General features: G+C 71.8%; 17 protein-coding genes. 10 read left to right on the top strand and 7 right to left on the bottom strand.

The window, feature by feature from the left end; all coding sequences use genetic code 11:
- Positions 1–64: 64 nt before the first annotated feature.
- The 3 genes from J2S55_RS37030 to J2S55_RS37040 all read right to left on the bottom strand — a co-directional run bounded on the left by J2S55_RS37030 (position 65) and on the right by J2S55_RS37040 (position 3,199).
- Positions 65–958 (bottom strand): GlxA family transcriptional regulator, encoded by an 894-nt coding sequence (locus tag J2S55_RS37030; protein ID WP_306870740.1) that lies wholly within the window; start codon positions 956–958, stop codon positions 65–67.
- Positions 959–969: 11 nt separating this feature from the next.
- On the bottom strand, positions 970–1,554 hold the full coding sequence (locus tag J2S55_RS37035; RefSeq protein WP_306870743.1) for a cysteine hydrolase family protein: 585 nt from the start codon (positions 1,552–1,554) through the stop codon (positions 970–972).
- Positions 1,555–1,672: 118 nt separating this feature from the next.
- Positions 1,673–3,199: a PucR family transcriptional regulator gene (locus tag J2S55_RS37040; protein ID WP_306870746.1), complete on the bottom strand. Its 1,527-nt coding sequence runs from the start codon at positions 3,197–3,199 to the stop codon at positions 1,673–1,675.
- A 318-nt stretch (positions 3,200–3,517) separates the two neighbouring features.
- Here J2S55_RS37040 and pucD point away from each other — a divergent pair, with 318 nt between their 5' ends.
- The 7 genes from pucD (at position 3,518) to gcl (ending at position 12,852) form a co-directional block, all read left to right on the top strand.
- Positions 3,518–5,848 carry a xanthine dehydrogenase subunit D gene (gene pucD, locus J2S55_RS37045; protein WP_306870749.1) on the top strand — a complete coding sequence of 777 codons (2,331 nt, stop codon included), beginning with the start codon at positions 3,518–3,520 and terminating at the stop codon, positions 5,846–5,848.
- Positions 5,849–6,026: 178 nt separating this feature from the next.
- Positions 6,027–7,457, top strand: coding sequence for an NCS2 family permease (locus tag J2S55_RS37050; protein ID WP_306870751.1), 1,431 nt, complete (start codon positions 6,027–6,029; stop codon positions 7,455–7,457).
- A 260-nt stretch (positions 7,458–7,717) separates the two neighbouring features.
- The gene (locus tag J2S55_RS37055) at positions 7,718–8,740 is read left to right on the top strand and encodes an XdhC family protein (RefSeq protein ID WP_306870754.1); all 1,023 of its coding nucleotides are present in this window, start codon (positions 7,718–7,720) and stop codon (positions 8,738–8,740) included.
- Between the two features lie 211 nt (positions 8,741–8,951).
- The gene (locus tag J2S55_RS37060) at positions 8,952–9,332 is read left to right on the top strand and encodes an allophanate hydrolase-related protein (protein ID WP_306870757.1); all 381 of its coding nucleotides are present in this window, start codon (positions 8,952–8,954) and stop codon (positions 9,330–9,332) included.
- Positions 9,329–10,117, top strand: coding sequence for a hydroxypyruvate isomerase family protein (locus J2S55_RS37065; RefSeq protein ID WP_306870760.1), 789 nt, complete (start codon positions 9,329–9,331; stop codon positions 10,115–10,117). The genes J2S55_RS37060 and J2S55_RS37065 overlap by 4 nt, the downstream gene beginning before the upstream one ends.
- A gap of 63 nt (positions 10,118–10,180) precedes the next feature.
- Entirely contained in the window at positions 10,181–11,062 is an 882-nt protein-coding gene (locus J2S55_RS37070) for a 2-hydroxy-3-oxopropionate reductase (RefSeq protein ID WP_306870763.1), read from the top strand.
- On the top strand, positions 11,062–12,852 hold the full coding sequence (gene gcl / locus J2S55_RS37075) for a glyoxylate carboligase (RefSeq protein WP_306870765.1): 1,791 nt from the start codon (positions 11,062–11,064) through the stop codon (positions 12,850–12,852). The genes J2S55_RS37070 and gcl overlap by 1 nt, the downstream gene beginning before the upstream one ends.
- A gap of 20 nt (positions 12,853–12,872) precedes the next feature.
- Here the strand turns inward: gcl and J2S55_RS37080 are convergent, their stop codons facing one another.
- A complete protein-coding gene (locus J2S55_RS37080) occupies positions 12,873–13,223 on the bottom strand; it encodes a winged helix-turn-helix transcriptional regulator (protein WP_306870768.1) in 351 nt (116 codons plus the stop codon).
- 65 nt (positions 13,224–13,288) lie between these two features.
- Here J2S55_RS37080 and J2S55_RS37085 point away from each other — a divergent pair, with 65 nt between their 5' ends.
- From J2S55_RS37085 to J2S55_RS37095, 3 genes are all read left to right on the top strand, one after another.
- A complete protein-coding gene (locus J2S55_RS37085) occupies positions 13,289–13,858 on the top strand; it encodes a carboxymuconolactone decarboxylase family protein (RefSeq protein ID WP_306870771.1) in 570 nt (189 codons plus the stop codon).
- Positions 13,855–14,727: a PhzF family phenazine biosynthesis protein gene (locus J2S55_RS37090; protein WP_306870774.1), complete on the top strand. Its 873-nt coding sequence runs from the start codon at positions 13,855–13,857 to the stop codon at positions 14,725–14,727. The genes J2S55_RS37085 and J2S55_RS37090 overlap by 4 nt, the downstream gene beginning before the upstream one ends.
- Positions 14,728–15,031: 304 nt before the next feature.
- Positions 15,032–16,351, top strand: coding sequence for an aminotransferase class V-fold PLP-dependent enzyme (locus tag J2S55_RS37095; protein ID WP_306870776.1), 1,320 nt, complete (start codon positions 15,032–15,034; stop codon positions 16,349–16,351).
- A gap of 65 nt (positions 16,352–16,416) precedes the next feature.
- Here the strand turns inward: J2S55_RS37095 and J2S55_RS37100 are convergent, their stop codons facing one another.
- The 3 genes from J2S55_RS37100 to J2S55_RS37110 form a co-directional block, all read right to left on the bottom strand.
- Complete coding sequence (locus J2S55_RS37100; RefSeq protein WP_306870778.1) at positions 16,417–17,703, bottom strand: MFS transporter; 1,287 nt, start codon at positions 17,701–17,703, stop codon at positions 16,417–16,419.
- Positions 17,700–18,788 carry a PLP-dependent cysteine synthase family protein gene (locus J2S55_RS37105; RefSeq protein ID WP_306870781.1) on the bottom strand — a complete coding sequence of 363 codons (1,089 nt, stop codon included), beginning with the start codon at positions 18,786–18,788 and terminating at the stop codon, positions 17,700–17,702. The genes J2S55_RS37100 and J2S55_RS37105 overlap by 4 nt, the downstream gene beginning before the upstream one ends.
- A 177-nt stretch (positions 18,789–18,965) precedes the next feature.
- Positions 18,966–19,415 (bottom strand): hypothetical protein, encoded by a 450-nt coding sequence (locus tag J2S55_RS37110; protein WP_306870784.1) that lies wholly within the window; start codon positions 19,413–19,415, stop codon positions 18,966–18,968.
- Positions 19,416–19,504 lie beyond the last annotated feature (89 nt).

A 19,504-nucleotide genomic window follows, 5' to 3' on the forward strand; every position in this document is an offset into this window, starting at 1 on the left:
CCGCGGCGTGCGAGCTGTTCTCGGGAACGAGGCGGGTGGACGTGGGTGCGGAACCTCTGCCGGCCTATGTCCGGGCGCGTAGGCGACGCAGCATCCGTGGGTCGCCGAAGCCGGCCTCGCGGGCGGCTGTCTCAGCCGTCGCGCCCTGCCCGAGGAGGTGTTCGGCCCGTTCCAGCCGCAATGCGGTCTGGTAGGCCAGAGGCGTGAGGCCGGTCGCGTGCCGGAAGAGCCGGGTGACAGTCCGTTCGCTGCATCCACTGGCGTCGGCGAGCGTCGAGAGCGTGAGCCGCTGGGTGAAACGCGCGTCGATCAGGTCCTGAATGTGGTGCACGGTCTCGTCGTTGTGACCGCGGTGCCGGAGCATCGCGCTGATCTGCGGCGAGGCTCCTTGACGGGGGGCGTACACCACCATGGCGCGGGCCACCCGGCTGGCGGCGTACGGCCCGCGCCTGGTGCTCAGCAGGTGGAGCGCCACGTCGACGCCGCTGGCCACGCCCGCCGAGGTCACCACCCGCCGGTCCTCGACGTAGAGCGCGTCGCGCACGACCTCGGCCTTCGGATAGAGGCGGGCAAGCTGGTCCTGGGCCGTGTGGTGGGTGGTGCAGCGGCGGCCGTCGAGCAGGCCGGCCCGGCCGAGCGCGTCGGCGCCCGCGCAGATGCCCGCCACGGTGCCGCCGGCTGCGTGGTGCTCGCGTAGCCGGCGCAAGGTGTCAGCCGTGGCCATGCGCGTCGGGCCGCGCCAGCCCGGCACGATGACGAGATCGTCCGGTCCCAGACGGGGCCATACACGCTCGGCGTGCAGGGGCAGTCCTTGCACGGTGGCGACGTGCGTGTCCTCGGCCACGTACGACAGGGCGTACTCGTGGCCGAGGTCGGCCGCCGTGGAGAAGACCTGGGCCGGCCCGGCCACGTCGAGCAGGTGCACTCGCGGGATGAGCAGGAAGACGACCCGGGACATGGTCACCGAGCCTACGCCCCGGTCAGCTCGTCCACGGTTCGGATGGCGGCGAACCGGCCCGCGAGCGCGTATTCGGTGCGCGCGATGACATCGGCGACGCCCAGCGTCCGCGGGTCGCTCACCAGCCGCGAGAACGGCAGATCCTGGGGCGCGTCGCGGTGCGGGATGGGGGTGGTCGCGGTGGCGTCGGTGGCGAAGACGACGTCGAAGCCGAGGTCGGAGGCGACCCGGGTGGTGGTCTCGCAGCACTGCTCGGTACGGATGCCGCACACCGTCAACCGCCGGACGCCGTGACTGGTCAGGGTCTGGTGCAGGTTCGTGGTGGTGAAGGCGTTGTGCGCGGTCTTGGTGATGAGCGGGTCGCCCGGGTGAGGCTCAAGGCCGTCCATCAGGCGGACGTGCCCCCGTGCCGGATCGAACACGGTGCCGGACCCCGGCCGCGAGCCGAGCACCCACACCACCAGGTGGCCCTGGGCGCGGGCCGCGGTGACCAGACGGTTGACCTGACCGACGATGTCCGGCTGCGACACGAACTCCCAGTCCGGCAGCCGCCGGAAGGACTCCTGGACGTCGATGACGACGAGTGCGTTGTTCACCCCTCAAGGATGGAGCGGCGCGGGCGGGGGCTGAAGGCGTGAACCGGTCAGCCTGCGGAACGATCTGGTCAGCCACTCCGCCGCGGAGCCAGGCAGGCCCTACGTCCGTGCGAGCGTCTCACCCCAGTCGCAGCGCCAGGAAGAAGTCCACCCGATCCTCCAGACGGGACAGGTTGCGACCGGTCAGGTCCTGGATCCGCTGAATCCGGTAACGCAGCGTGTTGACGTGGACGTGCAGAATCTCCGCGCACTTCGTCCACGACCCCGACACCAGCAGGAACGCCTCCAGTGTGCGGACCAGGTCGGCCCGGTGCACCTGGTCGTAGTCGCGCAGCGGGTCCAGTAACCGGACCCGGAACATGTGCCGTACGTCGTCGGGGACCGAGGCGAGCAGCAGCACGTGGGTGGCCAGCTCGTCGTGGCCCACGACGGCGCCGCGCTCGGCCTGGCCCTCGGCCATCCGCCGGGCGTGGCGGGCCTCCTCGATCGCGCCGCGCAGCCCCTCCAGCGGCGCGATCCCGCTGACCCCGACGGCGAGGCGGCTCGCACCGAGCCCAGGGGCCAGCGCGTGCACGGCCTCGCGGACCTCGGCGGTGATGTCGGACTCCGGAGCCGGGATGAGCGCGATGACCTCCTCCCCGACCACGCCTACCGCCGGTGACGCACACGCCCGGTTGAGGATCTCCTTGACCACGACCCGCAGCTCGCCGGGGCGCAGCCCGCCGTGCGAGCCGGCGGCCACGGCCACGAAGCCGCGCTCGGGCACCAGGCCGGTGACCTGGAGCCGGGGCAGGAGATCGCTGAGCCTGCCGTCGGAGACGACGGACTGGATCAACTCCTGGGCGATACGGCCCTCCGGGCTCAGGCGGTCGTCCAGGCGTGCCCGCTCCAGCGCGACCACCGCGGCCAGCTCTCCAGCCAGCGCCCGCCGCTCCTCCGACCAATCCCCGAAGGCGCCTTCGAAGGCCAGGAACCAGTCGGCGACCCTGGGAGTCGTCTGCTCGTCCACCGGGAGGACCGAATACCGCTCCGCGCCGCGCAACGTGTACGGCGTCCGCCTGGCGGTCAGGAAGCCGCGTGCCAGCGACCGGGCGGTGCTCTGGGACAGCGGGCGCGAGCCCGCCACCACCCGCCCGACCGGAGTGAGCACCCAGCAGGGCATGCCCAGGTCGTGGCCGAGCATGTGGAGCACCGGGTCCAGGCCCGCGCCTGCGGTGACACCCGAGACGAGCCGGCGGTGGCGGTCCAGGACGGCGGTCATGTCGGAGGCCCTGCCCGTGGACAGGCGGCGCACGATGTGCTCGGTGACCTCGGCGAACGACAACGTCTCCGGCACGTGGAACAGCGGCATCCGGTGCCTGAGGCAGGCCTCGACGAGGTCGGCGGGGAGTTCGCCGCGCTGCGGATCGCCCGCGCCCAGTGCGGACACCCTGGCATCGGCCAGGCCCCGGACGAACCGGTCGCTGTCCTCGGGGCGCTGCCGCCAGATCAGCCCGGTGAGCACCAGCTCACCGCCGTTCAGATAGCGGCCGGGGTCGAGCAGGTCGGTGGTGATGACCCAGCGGATCATCCGGTCGAGCTCGTCGCGGCCCGTTACCAGTGACAGCTGCAGCTCGGTCATCTCCAGGAGCGTGTTCAGTCGCATCGCGCGTCTCCCGTCCTTTGGCGGTGAGGTTAGTCGAGCGATCGACACCCGGATAATCCCCGGAACGCCCAAAATGCTGGGAGGACGCCGGGAAGTTTTGGAGCATGACACGAAAATCCAGGGCAGAGCCGTATTCCACTTCGGGTTTCCTGCTGCTGGACCGTGCGCGGGGTCGATGTGTGTACTGCTCCCATGGCGAAACGGTAGTGCCCCGGCGGAGTCCCCGCCGGGGGGGCCGGCCGCGCGGGAAGCCGGGCCCACCGCCCCGTACGACTCGCGCAACAGCAGGTCCTCTGTCGCCCACAAGGAGATCCACACATGAGCGCCATACCGGTGCGCGCGCCGCGCGACATCACGGTCCCGGGCGGCGGGGGAGTGGGCGACAGCCCGCCCCGCCCCGACGGGACGCTGAAGGTCAGGGGCGAGTTCGCCTACTCCTCCGACCTGTGGATCGACGGGATGCTGTGGGGGGCCACGCTGCGCAGCCCGCACCCCCGCGCGAAGATCCTGTCCATCGACACCTCCGCGGCCCTCGCCCACCCGGGCGTGGCGGCCGTCCTCACCCACGAGGACGTTCCGGGCCGCAAGCACTTCGGCCTGGACCACACCTGGGACCAGCCGGTCCTCGCCTTCGAGGAGGTGCGCCATCAGGGGGAGGCGATCGCGCTCGTCGCGGCCGACCATCCGGAGACCGCACGCCGGGCGCTGGAGAGGATCCGGATCGAGTACGAGGTCCTGGAGCCGCTCACCGACGCCCGCCGCGCTGCCTTCGACCCGGCGTATCCGCAGGTCCAGCCGCGCGGCAACCTCGCCCGCCACCAGCCCGTCCGGGCCGGCGACGTGGCGGCGGCCAAGGCGCGGGCCGAGGTGGTGGTCCGCGGCGAATACCAGGTCGGCATCCAGGACCAGGCTTTCCTCGGCCCGGAGTCCGGCCTCGCCGTCCCGGCCGAGGGCGGCGGCGTGGATCTCTACGTCGCCACCCAGTGGATGCACAACGACCTCAAGCAGATCGCTCCCTGCCTCGGCCTGCCCGAGGAGAGGATCCGCATGACGCTGTCAGGCGTCGGCGGCGCCTTCGGCGGCCGTGAAGACCTGTCGATGCAGATCCACGCCGCGATGCTCGCCCTGCGTACCGGCAGGCCCATCAAGATCGTCTACAACCGGTACGAGTCGTTCTTCGGCCACGTGCACCGCCACCCGGCCGAGATGCGCTACGAGTACGGCGCCACCCGCGACGGGAAGCTGCTCTACGCCGATGTGGAGATCCTCCTCGACGGCGGCGCCTATACCTCCGCGACGATGAACGTGGTCGGCAACGCGGCCTCGCTCGGTGTGGGACCGTACGTCATCCCGAACATCAAGATCGACGCCTACGGTGTCCACACCAACAATCCGCCCTGCGGAGCGATGCGCGGCTTCGGCGCGGTCCAGGCGTGCTTCGCCTACGAGTCGATGATGGACAAGCTGGCCGACGCCTGCGGGCTCGACCCGGTCACGGTCCGGCAGCTCAATGCCGCCTCGGAGGGGAGCCGGCTGGCCACCGGCCAGGTGATCTGGGCTCCGCTGCCGATGGCCGAGATGCTCCAACAGGCCCGTGAGCTGCCGATGCCCGCCCCGCTGGACACCGGCGACATCCGTAACCTGCCCGGTGGCGCCTCGCAGACCACCCACGGCGAGGGCGTACGGCGCGGCGTCGGATACGGGGTGGGGCTGAAGAACATCTGCTTCTCCGAAGGCTACGACGACTACTCCACCGCCCGGGTCCGCCTGGAGGTCATCGGCGGCCGGGCCACCGCGTCGGTGCACACCGCCGCCGCCGAGGTCGGCCAGGGGCTGGTGACGCTGCAGGCGCAGATCGCCCGTACCGAGCTGGGCGTCGAGCGGGTTGTCATCCAACCGGCCGACAACCAGGTCGGCGACGCCGGCTCAAGCTCCGCCTCGCGCCAGTCGTACATGACCGGCGGCGCGGTGATGACGGCCTGCCGGGCCGTACGCGAGGGTGTGCTCACCCTGGCCGCCGCCCGGTCCGGCCGTCCCCGCGACGAGCTGTCGCTGGTCGGCGGCAAGGTCGTCTCCGACATCGAGGGCGTGCTCGCGACCATCGAGAACGTCCTCGGCGACGCCGTCGTCGAGGAGACCCGCGAGTACCACCATCGGCCGACCACGGGCATGGACGCCGTGACCGGAGAAGGCGACTCGCACACCCAGCTCGCGATGTGCGTCCACCGGGCCGTGGTGGACGTCGACGTCGAGCTGGGCCTGGTGAAGGTCGTGGAGCTCGCCGCCGTCCAGGACGTCGGAAAGATCCTCAACCGCCTCTCACTGGAAGGCCAGATCCACGGCGGCAGCGCGCAGGGCCTCGGCCTCGCGATGATGGAGGAGATCGTGGTGTCCGGCGGGAAAGTGCGCAACCCGTCATTCACCGACTACCTGATCCCCACCATCCTCGACATGCCGCCGATGCGCCTGGAGATCCTCGAGAACGCCGACCCGCGCGCCCCGTACGGGCTGCGCGGAGCCGGAGAGCCACCCACGCTCTCCTCGACCCCCGCGATCGTCGCGGCCATCCGCGACGCCACGGGGCTGGCACTCACCCGAGTGCCGGTCCGTCCGGAGCACCTCACCGCAGACCGTCGACCAGCAGGGTGACCCCCACCTGAGAACGCATGGCTTCTCCATGGTCAGGCGGACTGTCGTGCGTCTGTGACCCCACGCGGGCGGCTGCGACGGCCCCCGCGACCGCACCCCCCTCGAACCGCGCGGAAGACCCGGATTCGGCCATCGGGGTCCCTCCGCGGGTCGACTACGCCCTTGGGAGGGCCCGACCATGTCCCAGCTGCAGACCAGGCCCTCCGGCGAGACCCCCGAGGCCTCCCGGACCTGGATCGACCGCTTCTTCGACCTCACCGGCCGGGGAACGACGGTCGCCAGGGAGGTTCGTGGCGGCATCACCACATTCGTGGCCGTTGCCTACATCGTTCTGCTCATTCCCATCATCCTCAGCGACGCCAAGGACGTGACCGGCACGTCGCTGACCATCCCGCAGCTCACCACGGCGGTCGCGCTGTCCGCGGCGCTCACCACGATCCTGATGGGCGTGGTGGGCAACGCGCCCTTCGCCCTCGCCTCGGGGCTCGCCGTGGCGCCCGTGGTGGCCTTCCAGGCCGCCCCCTACATGAGATGGGACCAGGCCATGGGCCTGGTCGTGCTGGAGGGCGTGGTGATCGTGATCTTCGCGCTCACCGGCGTCCGGCAGCTCATCATGGACGCCATCCCCACCCCGCTCAAGCACGCCATCGGCGTCGGCATCGGCATGTTCATCGCGCTGATCGGCCTGGTGAAGGCCGGGTTCGTCAGCCCCGACGGGGCCACGCCGCTGTCCATGGGCGCGACGGGCCACCTCGGTGGCTGGCCCGTCGCGGTGTTCTGCGCCGGCCTGCTGCTGATGTTCGCGCTCTTCTCGTGGGGGATACCCGGCGCGATCCTGCTCAGCATCATCGTGACCACCGTGCTCGCCATCGTGATCAACGCGGTCGCGGTGATCGACCCCAAGGCGTGGGATCTGATCGTCCCGAAGATGCCCGGCCAGATCATGGCGGCGCCCGACTTCAGCCTGCTGTTCCAGGTGGACCTGTTCGGCGGCTTCGGCGCGGCCGGAGTGCTCACCGCGACGGTCGTACTGTTCACCCTGGTGCTCTCCGGCTTCTTCGACGCGATGGGGACCATCCTCGGCGTCGGCGAGGAGGCCGGTCTCGCCAAGGACGGCAGGATCCACAACCTCGGCAGGATCCTCACCATCGACGGCATCGGCGCCATCGTCGGCGGCGGCACCGGTGCCTCCGCCAACACGGTGGTGGTCGAGTCGGCCGCCGGAGTCGGGGAGGGCGCACGCACCGGTCTCGCCGCGGTGGTGACCGGGCTGCTGTTCGGCGCCGCCATGTTCCTCACCCCGCTCGCCGCCGTGGTGCCCGCGCAGGCGGCCTCACCCGCTCTGGTGCTGGTCGGGGCGCTGATGATGACCGCCGTGCGCAAGATCTCCTGGGAGGACATGGACCTGGCGATCCCGGCGTTCCTCACCATCGCCTTGATGCCGTTCACCTACTCCATCACCAACGGGGTCGGCGCCGGCGTCATCGCCTACGTCCTGATCAAGACCGCCCGCGGCCGGTTCGACCGGATTCACTGGCTGCTCTGGGTGATCAGCCTGGTGTTCGTCGGCTACTTCGGCATCGGCGTGATCGAGCAGCTCTTCAGCTGACATCGCCCGCCCGGGCCGCGTCCCGCCGCCCTCGCCGGCAGCCTCCTCCCTGAGGCGCCGGAGCGGCGGGACACGGGACGGCGGCTCCGGCGCCGCCGTACGGCGGGCGGCCCGTCCCCGGCAGAGAATGGAGTCTTCTCCGATGCGTGAACTCGCCGACGACCTGCTCGGCTGGATCGAGGAGGGGCGTCCGTTCGCCGTCGCCTCCGTGGTCGGGGTCAGCGGCAGCGCCCCCCCGAGGACCGGGGGCCGCCCTGGCCGTGGACGCCGGGGGCGAGGCCGTCGGCAGCGTGTCCGGAGGCTGCGTGGAGGGCGCGGTCCACGAGCTCTGCCAGGAGGTCGTCCGTACCGGCAGGCCGGTCCGGCACACCTTCGGCCACTCCGACGCCGACGCCTTCGCGGTGGGCCTGAGCTGCGGAGGGACCATCGAGGTCTTCGTCCAGCCCATCCTTCCCGCCTCCTCCGGCACCGGCGACGTCACCCGCCCGGCCGTGCTCGCCGCCGCCCTGGAGGCCGTACGGCGGGGCGAGCCCGTCGCGGTCGCCCGCCTCGTCGACGGCGGCACCGGCGTCTTCGCCGTCTTCGAGGACCGCGTCCTGGGCGGTCACGGCGTGACGGACTCCCTGGCCGAGGTCGTCGTCGCCGAGGCCCGCGCCATGCTCGACGCCGGGCTCACCGGCCTCCGCACGCTCGGCTGCGGCGAGGAGGAGGCCGTCGTCTTCGTCGAGGCCCACACACCCCCGCCCCGCCTGCTCGTCTTCGGGGCCGTCGACTTCGCCGCGGCGCTGACCCGGATCGGCCGCTTCCTCGGCCACCACGTCACCGTCTGCGACGCCCGGCCCGCCTTCGTCACCTCGCGCCGCTTCCCCGACGCCCACGAGGTCGTGGTCGACTGGCCGCACCGCTATCTCGCCCGGACCCGGGTGGACCGTCGGACCGTGGTCTGCGTGCTCACCCACGACGCCAAGTTCGACGTGCCGCTGCTGGAGGTCGCGCTCCGGCTCCCGGTGGCCTACGTGGGCGCCATGGGCTCGCGCCGTACGCAGCAGGACCGGATCGCCCGCCTGCGCGAGGCCGGGCTGCGCGAGACGGAGCTGTCTCGCCTGTGCTCGCCCATCGGCCTCGACCTGGGCGCCCGCACACCCGAGGAGACCGCGTTGTCCATCGCCGGCGAGTTCGTCGCGCTGCGCCGCGGCGGCAGCGGCCTGCCCCTCGCCGGGACCGCCGGCCCCATCCACCCCGCCGGCCGCGCCGGGCCGATCCGGCTTCCGGCCCACTCGTAGCAACGCACAGACCCGACCCGGTGGACCCGCCGGCGGCTTCGGACTTCCTGCCGCTGGACCGGGCGGGCGGCCGGATTGTGTACTGGGTCACGCCCCATCCTCCCGATGCCGCGCACCGCGCCCCGGGAGCACAGGAGGTACCGCGCCGCCCGCACGGCGGATCCACGGGCCCACCCGACCGGATCGACTCTGACCTTGGGAGGAGCCTGCCATGGCCCTGATCTTCCTCAACGGCGGCGCCATGCGGGGCGGCCCGCTGCACCATCTGCTCGACGACGCCCCGCTGGTGGCCGAGACCGTCACCGCGCCCAAGTACCGCTTCTACTCGGTGGCCGACCGCTGCCCCGGCCTGGCGCCGGTGTCGCACGGCGGCGCCACCATCGAGGGCGAGCTCTACGACGTCCCGATGGACGTCCTGCGGGACCGGCTGATGCCCGCCGAACCTCCCGAGCTGGAGCTGGGCGTGATCGAGCTGGCGGACGGCACCTCCTCGTTCGCGATGCTCCTGCGCCGTCCCCCCACCTCATACGCCGAGCTGTACGACATCACCGCGTTCGGCAGCTGGAAGGCGTGCAGGGAGAAGAAGGCATGACGCGATTCGACGTCAACGCCTCGATCCTCTTCACCGGCCTGCCGTTGCTCGAGCGGCCGGCCGCGGTGAGGGCGGCCGGGTTCGACGGGATCGAGTTCTGGTGGCCGTTCGCGGAGGCCGTACCGGCGGACAAGGACGTGGACGCCTTCGTCGGCGCGGTCCAGGACGCGGGCGTCCAGCTCGTCGGCCTCAACTTCGCCGACGACATCGCGTCCGGAGGCCGCGGCCTCGTCTCCCGTCCCGCCGACAGCGCGCGCTTCCGCGACAACGTCGACGTCGCGATCGGCATCGCCGGTCGGCTCGGCTGCACGGCCCTCAACGCGCTGTACGGCAACCGCGTGGCCGGTCTGGACCCGGCTGAGCAGGACGAGCTGGCCGCCGAGAACCTCGCGATCGCCGCGAGGGCCGCCGCCGGGATCGGCGCGGTGGTGCTGGTGGAGGCGCTCAACGGCTACGAGTCGCCGTCCTACCCGCTGGTGTCGGCCGAGGCCGCCGTCGAGGCCGCCGGGCGGGCCGGTGAACCGAACGTGATGTTCCTCTGCGATCTGTACCACCTGGCCCGGATGGGCGAGGACCTGGAGGCGGTGATCGCCGGGCACGCGGCCCGGATCGGCCACGTACAGATCGCCGACGTCCCCGGCCGCGGCCGCCCCGGCACGGGCGGCCTCGACTTCGGCGCGCTCCTGTCCGTCCTGGAGCGGCACGGCTACGAGGGCTGGGTCGGCCTGGAGTACAAGGACGCCGAGCCGGACTTCGGCTGGAGCAGGGAGTTCACCCGTGACTGAGCGGGCCGCCGGGCACGGCGACGACCGCCAACGCACCCACCGACCGCTGCACGAGGAGAGCACATGAGCAAGATCGGTTTCATCGGGCTCGGCATCATGGGGTCACCCATGGCCGGGCACCTTGTCAGGGCGGGGCACGACGTCACCGGCTTCGATCTCAGCGAGGACTCCCTCGCCAGGCTCCGGGCCGCCGCCGGCAACGTCGCGGGCAGCGTCGCCGAGGCCGTCGGGGGCGCCGAGATCATCGCCACGATGCTCCCGGCCGACCCGCAGGTCGAGGCCGTCGTGCTCGGCGAGAACGGCGTGCTCGACAACGCCGGGCCGGGCGCGCTCTTGATCGACTTCTCCTCGATCACCCCGCAGACCTCGCGGAGGGTCGCCCGCGAGGGCGCGGCCAAGGGCCTGCGCGTGCTGGACGCCCCGGTCTCCGGTGGAGAGAGGGGCGCGGTCGACGCGGTCCTGTCCATCATGGTCGGCGGATCGCAGGAGGACTTCGACGCCGCCGTTCCGATCTTCGAGACGGTCGGCAAGACCTACCGGCTGGTCGGTCCCGCCGGAGCGGGGCAGTACGTCAAGGCCGCCAACCAGCTCGTCGTAGGCGGCACCTACGCTCTCGTCGCCGAAGCCATCGTGCTGATGGAGGCCGCGGGCGTGAACGCCGCCGCGGGCCTGGAGGTGCTCGCCGGCGGGCTGGCCGCCGGCCGCATCCTCGACCTCAAGCGCGAGGCGATGCTGGCCCGCGACTTCCAGCCGGGCTTCCGCATCGACCTGCACCACAAGGACATGGGCATCGTTCTGGAGGCCGCCCGCGGCGCCGAGGTGGCCATCCCGATGGGCGCGCTCGTCGCCCAGCTCATCGCCTCCGCCCGCGCTCAGGGCCACGGTGGCCTCGACCACTCCGCGCTCCTCAAGGTCGCCGAGAACCTCTCCGGGAGGAACAGCTGATGGCCAGGATCCCTGTGATGAACGCGGTGGTCGAGATCCTCAGGTCCGAGGGCGTCGACGTGGCGTTCGGCTGTCCCGGCGCGGCCATCCTCCCGCTCTACAAGGCGATGGAGGAGGTCGGCGGCATCGAGCACCTGATCGTCCGGCACGAGGAGGGCGCGACCCACATGGCCGACGGCTGGGCGCGCACCACCGGCAGGGCCGGTGTCGCGATCGGTACCTCCGGCCCGGCCGGCACGAACATGATCACAGGTCTCTACACCGCGCTCGCGGACTCGATCCCGATCATCTGCGTCACCGGCCAGGCGGTCACCGCCCTGCTCGGCAAGGAGGGCTTCCAGGCGGTCGACATCGTCGAGGTCGCCAAGCCCGTCACCAAGTGGGCGGTGCAGATCAAGGAGGCCGCGACGGCCCCGTGGGTCTTCCGCGAGGCCTTCCGTATCGCGCGGTCGGGCCGTCCGGGTCCGGTCCTGATCGACATCCCGCTTGACGTGGCGAGGGAGTTCGTCGAGTACGATCCCGCGCTCGACGCCCCGCTGCCGATCGCGGCCGTCGAGCCGCACCCGCCACGCGTCGAGAAGGCGCTGGACCTGCTGCTCGCCGCCGACAGGCCGCTGATCCTCGCCGGCGGCGGCGTGGTCATCGCCGAGGCCGCCGACGAGCTGCGCGAACTCGCCGAATACCTGAACGTCCCGGTTCAGGTCACCCTCATGGGCAAGGGCGCGATCGACGAGGACCACGAGCTGTTCTCCGGCATCACCGGCGTGCAGACCTCGCAGCGCTACGGCAACGCGTCCTTCCTGGAGTCGGATCTGGTGCTGGCCGTCGGCGCCCGCTTCGGCGATCGGCACACCGGCCAGATCGACGTCTACCGAGGTGAACGCACGTTCATCCACGTCGACATCGAGCCGACCCAGCTCGGCAGGGTCTTCGAGCCGGACCTGGGCGTCGTCTCCGACGCCAAGCTGTTCCTGCGGGCCATGATCCAGGCCGCCAGGAAGCGTGGGGCGGGCCGCGCGGCGGGCGCCTGGGCCGCCAGGATCCGGGAGCTCAAGGCGAGCCTGGGGCGCCGCGAGGACTTCGACACGATCCCGATCAAGGCCCCTCGCGTCTACAAGGAGATCAACGAGGTCTTCAACGAGGACACCTACTTCGTCACCGCGATCGGCCTCTACCAGATCTGGGGCGGCCAGCACCAGAAGACCCACAGGCCGCGGCGCTACCAGGTCTGCGGCCAGGCCGGCCCGCTGGGCTGGGAGATCCCGGCCGCGATCGGCGTCAAGAAGGCGCTCAAGGACACCGAGCCCGGCGCCGAGGTCGTGGGCATCGTCGGCGACTACGGGTTTCAGTACATGGTGGAGGAGCTCGCCGTCGGCGCACAGTACAACGTGCCGTTCGTCCTGATCATGATCAACAATGAGTATCTGGGCCTCATCCGCCAGGCCTCGATCCCCTACGACATGAACTACCAGGTCGACATCCACTACGACGCGTACGGCACCGACAACATCAAGATCATGGAGGCGTACGGCTGCTCCGGCCGCCGGGTCGTCGACCCCGCGGACATCCGTGAGGCACTCGAATGGGCCCGGAAGCAGGCGCAGTCGACCAGCCGGCCGGTCCTCGTCGAAATCATGATCGAGCGGGAGGCGAACACCCCGCACGGCACGGCCATCGACGCCGTCAAGGAGTTCGAGGCCCCTCCCGGACACGCGGCGGCGCTCTCCGCCCTGCCGGGGGGACTCCGTCCGGCGGGGATCATCAGCGTGCCCACCTCGGGGACCGGGTGATCCCGCCGGGCTCGACGCGGTCATCGCTCCGCGGTGCCGCTGCCCATCTCCCCGGCCCACCGCCGGCTCCAGGCGTTCAGCGGCCCGAGCGCCTCGACGAGGTCCTCGCCGAGCCGGGTGAGGCGGTAGCCGTCGTCGTGCGAGGCGACCAGCCGGGAGCCCGTCAGCTCGTCGAGCCGGGTGCTGAGCACGCTGGAGGACATGCGCTCGCATCGGCGCTGCAGCTCGCGGAAGCCGGCCGGGGCCTGGCTCAGCTCCCACAGGATGCGCATGGTCCAGCGCCGCCCGAGCAGATCGAGGACGGCCATGACCGGGCGGCCCGACTCCGATCCCCGTACCGGCGTGCCCGGCCGAGGTGCTCCGGCTTCCATGTCGCCTCCTTGCGCTCCGCTTGTCGAAGCAGCATAGTGGTTCGAAAATCGAAGCAGGAGATCGAATGCCGCGCATCGAACCGCTCAACCCGCCCTATCCCCCCTCCGTCGAGCAGGCGCTGCGCCGCTGGATGCCGCCCGGCGTGCCGTACGAGCCGCTCACGCTGTTCCGGGTGCTGCACCGCAATCCGGAGCTGGCCTCGCGGATGTTCGCGCTCGGGGCCGGGCTGCTGGGCCACGGGCTCCTGCCGGCCACCGACCGGGAGATCGTCATCGCCCGGGTGACCGCCCGCGCCGGCTGCGGCTACGAGTGGGGTGTGCACGCCGCGACCCTCGCCCGGCAGGCCGGGCTCAGCCCGGAGCAACTGCGCGCGACCGCCGTCGCGGGCATCGACGCCGCGTGGCCGCCGCACCACGCGGCACTGCTCGGCGCGGTCGACGAGCTGCACGAGACCGCGCGGCTGTCGCAGCCCGCCTGGGACGCCCTGCGTGTCCATTACGAGGACGCGCAGCTGCTCGAATTCCTCGTGCTGACCGGCTGGTACCGGACCATCAGCCACCTGGCGAACGGACTCCTCCTGCGGGAGGAGTCCTGGGGCACTCCCTTCCCGGCATCTCACGGAGGGGACCGTTGACGGGCGGGTCCGGCCCGCCCGTCACTGTCGTCCACGCGTGCCTGCGCGACGGCGGAGGCGGCAGCCCCACCGCGGTCATGGAGGAAGCGCCCTTGACCGACGGCCGGTGCCGCCGCGTACCGGTCCTGACGGGGACCTCTCACGCGGTCTTCGTCCGCGCCCACCACGGCCGAGCTGAGGATCCCGCGGTCTCCCTGCGCTTCTTCACCGCCGAGGGGGAGCTGCCCGCGTGCGGTCACGGGACCCTCGCCGCCCTGGCCTTCCTCGCCGAGCGCGCCGGGGTCGAGGACTACCGGGCGACCCTCCACACGGCGGGGCGCGTCTTCGCCGGCTGGGCCGTGCGGGAGGGCGACCGGGTCAACGCCGGCTTCGACGCCGGGCCCGTCAGCCTGCGCGAGCCCACCGCGATCGAGTGCGACCTCGTCCTGCGCGCGCTCGGTGTCACCTCCGACGTGCTCGCCCCCGGCGCCCGCGTCGCCGCGCTGGGGCGGCCGCGGCTGCTGGTCCCCGTCGCCACGCGCTCCGCTCTGGCCGCGCTGGTCCCGGATCTCGTACGGCTCCGCGCGGCCTGCGACCGGCTCGGTCTCCTGGGCTGTTACGTCTACTCCACTCCGACACCCACCGGCCGGGCCGCGGCCCGCATGTTCGCCCCGTCGATCGGGGTCGCCGAGGACATCGCCAACGCCAACAGCACCGCCTGCCTCGCTGCGCACCTGGCAGGTCAGGGCGTCACCGACCTCACCGTCGACATGGGCGACTCCCTCCGCACCCCCTCCACGATCACCGCCACCACCCGGCCCAGCCGGTCCGGCCCGCTGGTCCGGCTGGGCGGCGCCGCGGAGATCACCCGCACCGTCCGCCTGCCGTGACCCCGCAGGTGCCGTCCCCGTGCCGGTGTACGAGGCAGGACGACCGGCGCGATTCCAATGGATACGGCCGGATGGGTCAGATTATTAATCTACAATGTAAAGGGCATCAACCTTTGGCCGGGTCCCGAGCCCGAGCGGATCGATTCCCGCCGACTCCGGCAGGACGCCGTTTCTGCCCGCGCCACGCCCGTGCGGCGCGGGTGCTCACCGAAGCGAGGAGGTCGGCTGCACACTGGAACTCCGTCGTCGGCGCAGGTGGGGCCGCCGCGTGGCGGGTTTCGACCGATCGGTGCGGGGTGGTTGGATGAGCTTGTCCAGGCGTGAGATGGTCGCTGGGCTGGGCGCGCTGGTCACGCCCTTCGCCGTTCCCCGGGCGGTCGCGCCGCCACCGGCTCCGGCCGGCGAGCCGCCCGCCGTCCCGGCCGGTGTCGCACCTGAACGGCTCGCCCGGGACGAGGATTTCTGGCGTTCGGTGGCACGGCAGTACCGGGTCAGCGCTGACTTCGTCAACCTGGAGAACGGCTACTACGGGATCATGCCCGAGCCGGTGCGCCGCGCCTACCACCGCAACACCGACCACCTCAACGAGCGCAACTCGCACCTGCTGCGCACCGCCTACAAGGCGCAGGCCGAGCAGGCCAGGCAGCGCCTCGCCGCGGTCCTGGGCGTGCGCGCCGAGGAGATCGCCCTGACGCGGGGCGGCACCGAGGCCCTGCAGCTGCTGATCGCCGGCTACCGGCGGCTGCGGCCGGGGGACGCGGTGATGTACGCCGATCTGGACTATCACAGCGGGCAGTACGCGATGAACTGGCTGCGCGACCGGCGGGGGGCGCGGGTGGAGCGGCTGGTGATCCCGGAGCCGGCGACCCGCCAGGCGGTGCTGGACGCCTACGCCGCGGCGCTGCGCGAGCACCCGCGGGTCAGGCTGCTGCTGCTCAGCCACATGAACAACCGCACCGGGCTGGTGACCCCGGTACGGGAGATCGTCGCGATGGCCCGTGAGCGCGGCGCCGATGTGATCGTGGACGCGGCCCATTCCTGGGGGCACCTGGACTTCACCATGGGTGACCTGGGGGCGGACTTCGCGGTGTTCTCCCTGCACAAGTGGATGGGAGTGCCGCTGGGCGCGGGGTTCCTCTACGTCCGCGAGGGCCGGCTGGCCGACATCGACCCGGCCTTCTGCGATGAGACCTACCCGGGCGGCGACATCCGCTCGAGGGTGCACGCCGGCACCATGGACGTGGCCCCCGTCCTGACGGTGGGCACCGCCCTGGACTTCCACGAGGCCCTGGGCGGCGCGGTCAAGCAGGCGCGGCTGCGCTTCCTGCGGGACCGCTGGGTGCATCAGGTGCTCGACGTCCCGAACGTGGAGATCCTCACCCCCGAGGAGCCCGCCATGTACGGCACCATCACCGCGTTCCGGATCACCGGCCGTACCTCGGAGGCCGACAACGTCGCCATCACCACGGAGCTGATGGAGCGGTATCGGATCTTCACGGTGCGTCGTGGCGGGCCCGCCCGCGGCGACTGCGTGCGGGTGACACCGGCGCTGTTCACCTCGCGTGACGAGGTTGACCTGCTGGCGGCCGCGGTAGGCGACCTCGCGCGGCGGACGGGCGCCTGAACGGCCGTCGCCGGGGCCGTCACGGGGTGCCGGACGGGCAGGCGTCCGGCACCCCGTACGGGCGCCTACGTGGGTACGGTCGCGGTCTCGGCTGAGGCCGTCAGGTGTCCCGACCGGTCCAGGGCGCGGGTGGCCGCGGCGCAGCCGAGGCCGATCAACCCCAGCGCCAGCCAGGGCAGGCTGGGCAGGCCGGCGTGCGTGCCGAGATCCAGCGCCCACCCGGTGAGCAGGTTGCCCGCGGCGACGCCGATCCCGGCCAGGGTGCTGTAGAGGCCGTAATAGGTGCCGACCATGCGCTGGCCGCCGAAGGCGGCGATGGTCGCCATCTCGAACGGGTAGACGATCATCGTGGCCAGGCTGAGCAGCACCGCCGTCATCAGGACCGGTAGCAGCACCAGAGCCTGGGCGGCGCCGTCAGACCCACCGGCCGTGCCGGCCCATGGTGCGGCCACGGCCGGCGGGACGAACGACAGCCCCATCAGACCCAGGCCCCAGGTGATGGCCTGCGGGGGCCGCCACCGCGTCTTCGCCCATGCTGTCAGGCGTGCCTGCCCGGCGATGGTCGTCACCGCGGAGATCACGAAGATGAGCGTGATGCCGAGCTCACCGCCACTGACCCGGCGCACCTCCAGCGGCAGGCTCAGATATACCTGGAAGTTCAGCACGTAGGAGCCGATCATGGCCAGGGAGAACAGCAGGAAGGGCCGGTTGCCGATCACCTGGCGCCAGTCGAGCAGGACACCGCGCTTCTCCGGCTCCCCTTCCTGCGCTCCCGGTGCCGCTCGCGCGGGCAGGGCCCGAACCTGGGCGACCGTCAGGACGGCGAACATCACGCTCGCGCTCAGGCAGACGAGCTTGAACCCCGCGACGTTGAGCAGCAGGCCGATCAGCGGCCCGATCAGGATGCCGAGCTGGTAGAAGGCGTTGAACGCGGCGAACGCCTCGACCTTGCGGGAGCCGGCCTCGCGGGCGAGGTAGGCGCGCACGGCGGGGTTGAACAGCGCGCCGGCCAGACCGGTCAGGCCTGAGGCGATCAGCAGGGCGGGCAGGGAGTCGGCCACCGCCAGCAGCGCGAAGGCGACGGTGCGCAGCCCGCACCCGGCGACGATCAGGGGCTTGCAGCCGAGCCGGTCGGCCAGGGTGCCGCCGAGGAGGAACATGCCCTGCTGGCTGAGGTTGCGGACGCCCAGGATCAGGCCGACCAGCGCCGCCGGCAGCGCCAGCGTCCCGGACAGGTGACCGGCCAGATACGGCATCAGCATGTAGAAACCGGTGTTGATGGTCAGCTGGTTGACCAGCAGCAGCTTCACCGGCCGGTCGAAGGAGCGGGCCAGGGCGAGCGTGCTCTTCACCGCTGGGCTCCTCGCGCGGTGGGCGCCTGTCCGCCGGTGCCGGTGGGATCGAGCACCGTCGCGCAGCGCGTCCAGCGTGCCGGCTCTCGCTCGGCGGGGTGGCCGATCTCGTCAGGGCCGGCCGCCGGTGCCCAGGCAAGGGCGTGGGCGCGGCAGTAGTCGTCGTTGAAGACGGTGTCGAAGTAGCGGTGCGGGCCGTCGGGGAAGATCGCCGCTATCCGGGTGTGGCCAGGGAGGGTCCGGGCCAGCCAGGAGGCCACCAGGGCCACCGCGCCAACGCTCCAGCCGCCGGTGGCGTAACGCAGCGCGGCCAGGCGCCGGCAGGCCCAGACCGCTTCGGCGGGTGCGACCCAGTGCACCTCGCTGAAGGCCTCGTAGGCCACGTTGCGCGGGTAGATGCTGCTGCCCAGGCCCCGCATGAGCCGGGGGCGCGCGGGCTGGCCGAAGATGGTCGAGCCGATCGTGTCGACGCCGACCAGGCGCAGGTCGGGGTAGAAGCGCCGCAGCGCGGAGAAGACGCCCGCGCTGTGGCCGCCGGTGCCCACCGCGCAGACCAGGACGTCGATCCGGCCCAGCTGGCCGGCCAGCTCCATGGCCAGCCCGGCGTAGGCGGCGACGTTGTCGGGGTTGTTGTACTGGTCCGGGCAGTAGGAGCCGGGGTACTCGGCCAGCAGCTCCTGCACGCGCTGACGGCGGGCCTGCTGCCAGCCGCCCACCGGGTGCGGCTCGGTGACGACGACGACGCGCGCCCCGTAGGCCGCCAGCAGGCGGCACATCAGCGGCTCCATGCCCGGGTCGCTCACCAGCGTGACCGGGTGGCCGTGGACGATGCCGGCCAGCGCCAGGCCCAGACCGAAGGTCCCGCTGGTGGACTCGATGATGTGCGCACCCGGCCGCAGTTGCCCGCGTTCGCGCGCCCGTTCGACGATGTAGAGCGCGGAGCGGTCCTTGATCCCTCCCGGGTTGCCGCCCTCCAGCTTCGCCCAGAAGCCGTGCCCGGATCCCGCGGCGATCTCCGGGATCCACAGCACCGGTGTGTTGCCGACCACGTGCTCGGGGGCGTGGCAGGTGTTACCGGTGATCAATCGGCTGAGCGGCGACGGCGTGGATGAATTAGCAGTATGTGGTGATTTAAGCGTATATGTCATGACTCGTCCCCTAGGAATGCGATCTGGTTGACTCGCTTCTGGGCACGCTTGAGCGACGGCTCACGCCGGTCATACGGGGCGCTGGGTCGCCGGCGGGCGTGCCCGCGGGACGGCCTATATGCGGGAGACGGATTTGAGGATCAGCAGGGCCGCCCCGGACGGCGGGCGGACCGGCTGCTCGCGGCGCCAGAGCGGCACCGGTGGCGATGCCGTGGATTCCGGCTGGATCACCAGATGGCCGATGGCGGGCCCCGACGGCAGGAGAGGGCGCGCGTCGGTGATCGGTGCCCCCGCCGCCGCGCCGCACAGGCTGTGATCGTGCCCCGTGGGGGCGCAGGGGGACGGCATGTGGTCGTGCGGTGCGGCCGCGTCGGCCACGGTCGGGCGCTCGATGGCGATACCGGTGGCCGACTGCTGCGCGTCTGGCGCAGAATGGTGCACCGCATGGCCGTGGGCGAGCACATGCAACGCCAGATGCAGCACCACGACGCTGCCGAGCACGGCCAGGCACAGCGCGAGGACAGTGCCTCCGTGCTGAACAACCGGCCGCTTCGGTACGATCACGACCACAACCGTATATTACTCTCCGTAGTATGACAACTCCAGAGAGTTAATATGCGAGGGTGGGCCGCCTGCGGGCCGCGTGGCGTCCC

Source organism: Streptosporangium brasiliense (assembly GCF_030811595.1).
Lineage (GTDB): Bacteria > Actinomycetota > Actinomycetes > Streptosporangiales > Streptosporangiaceae > Streptosporangium > Streptosporangium brasiliense.

Bases quoted from the DNA above. Each gene is read 5' to 3' on its own strand.
- J2S55_RS37030 (WP_306870740.1), bottom strand. From the start codon at position 958: ATGTCCCGGGTCGTCTTCCTGCTCATCCCGCGAGTGCACCTGCTCGAC.
- J2S55_RS37040 (WP_306870746.1), bottom strand. From the start codon at position 3,199: ATGCGACTGAACACGCTCCTGGAGATGACCGAGCTGCAGCTGTCACTG.
- pucD (WP_306870749.1), top strand. From the start codon at position 3,518: ATGAGCGCCATACCGGTGCGCGCGCCGCGCGACATCACGGTCCCGGGC.
- J2S55_RS37050 (WP_306870751.1), top strand. From the start codon at position 6,027: ATGTCCCAGCTGCAGACCAGGCCCTCCGGCGAGACCCCCGAGGCCTCC.
- J2S55_RS37060 (WP_306870757.1), top strand. From the start codon at position 8,952: ATGGCCCTGATCTTCCTCAACGGCGGCGCCATGCGGGGCGGCCCGCTG.
- J2S55_RS37065 (WP_306870760.1), top strand. From the start codon at position 9,329: ATGACGCGATTCGACGTCAACGCCTCGATCCTCTTCACCGGCCTGCCG.
- J2S55_RS37070 (WP_306870763.1), top strand. From the start codon at position 10,181: ATGAGCAAGATCGGTTTCATCGGGCTCGGCATCATGGGGTCACCCATG.
- gcl (WP_306870765.1), top strand. From the start codon at position 11,062: ATGGCCAGGATCCCTGTGATGAACGCGGTGGTCGAGATCCTCAGGTCC.
- J2S55_RS37080 (WP_306870768.1), bottom strand. From the start codon at position 13,223: ATGGAAGCCGGAGCACCTCGGCCGGGCACGCCGGTACGGGGATCGGAG.
- J2S55_RS37085 (WP_306870771.1), top strand. From the start codon at position 13,289: ATGCCGCGCATCGAACCGCTCAACCCGCCCTATCCCCCCTCCGTCGAG.
- J2S55_RS37095 (WP_306870776.1), top strand. From the start codon at position 15,032: ATGAGCTTGTCCAGGCGTGAGATGGTCGCTGGGCTGGGCGCGCTGGTC.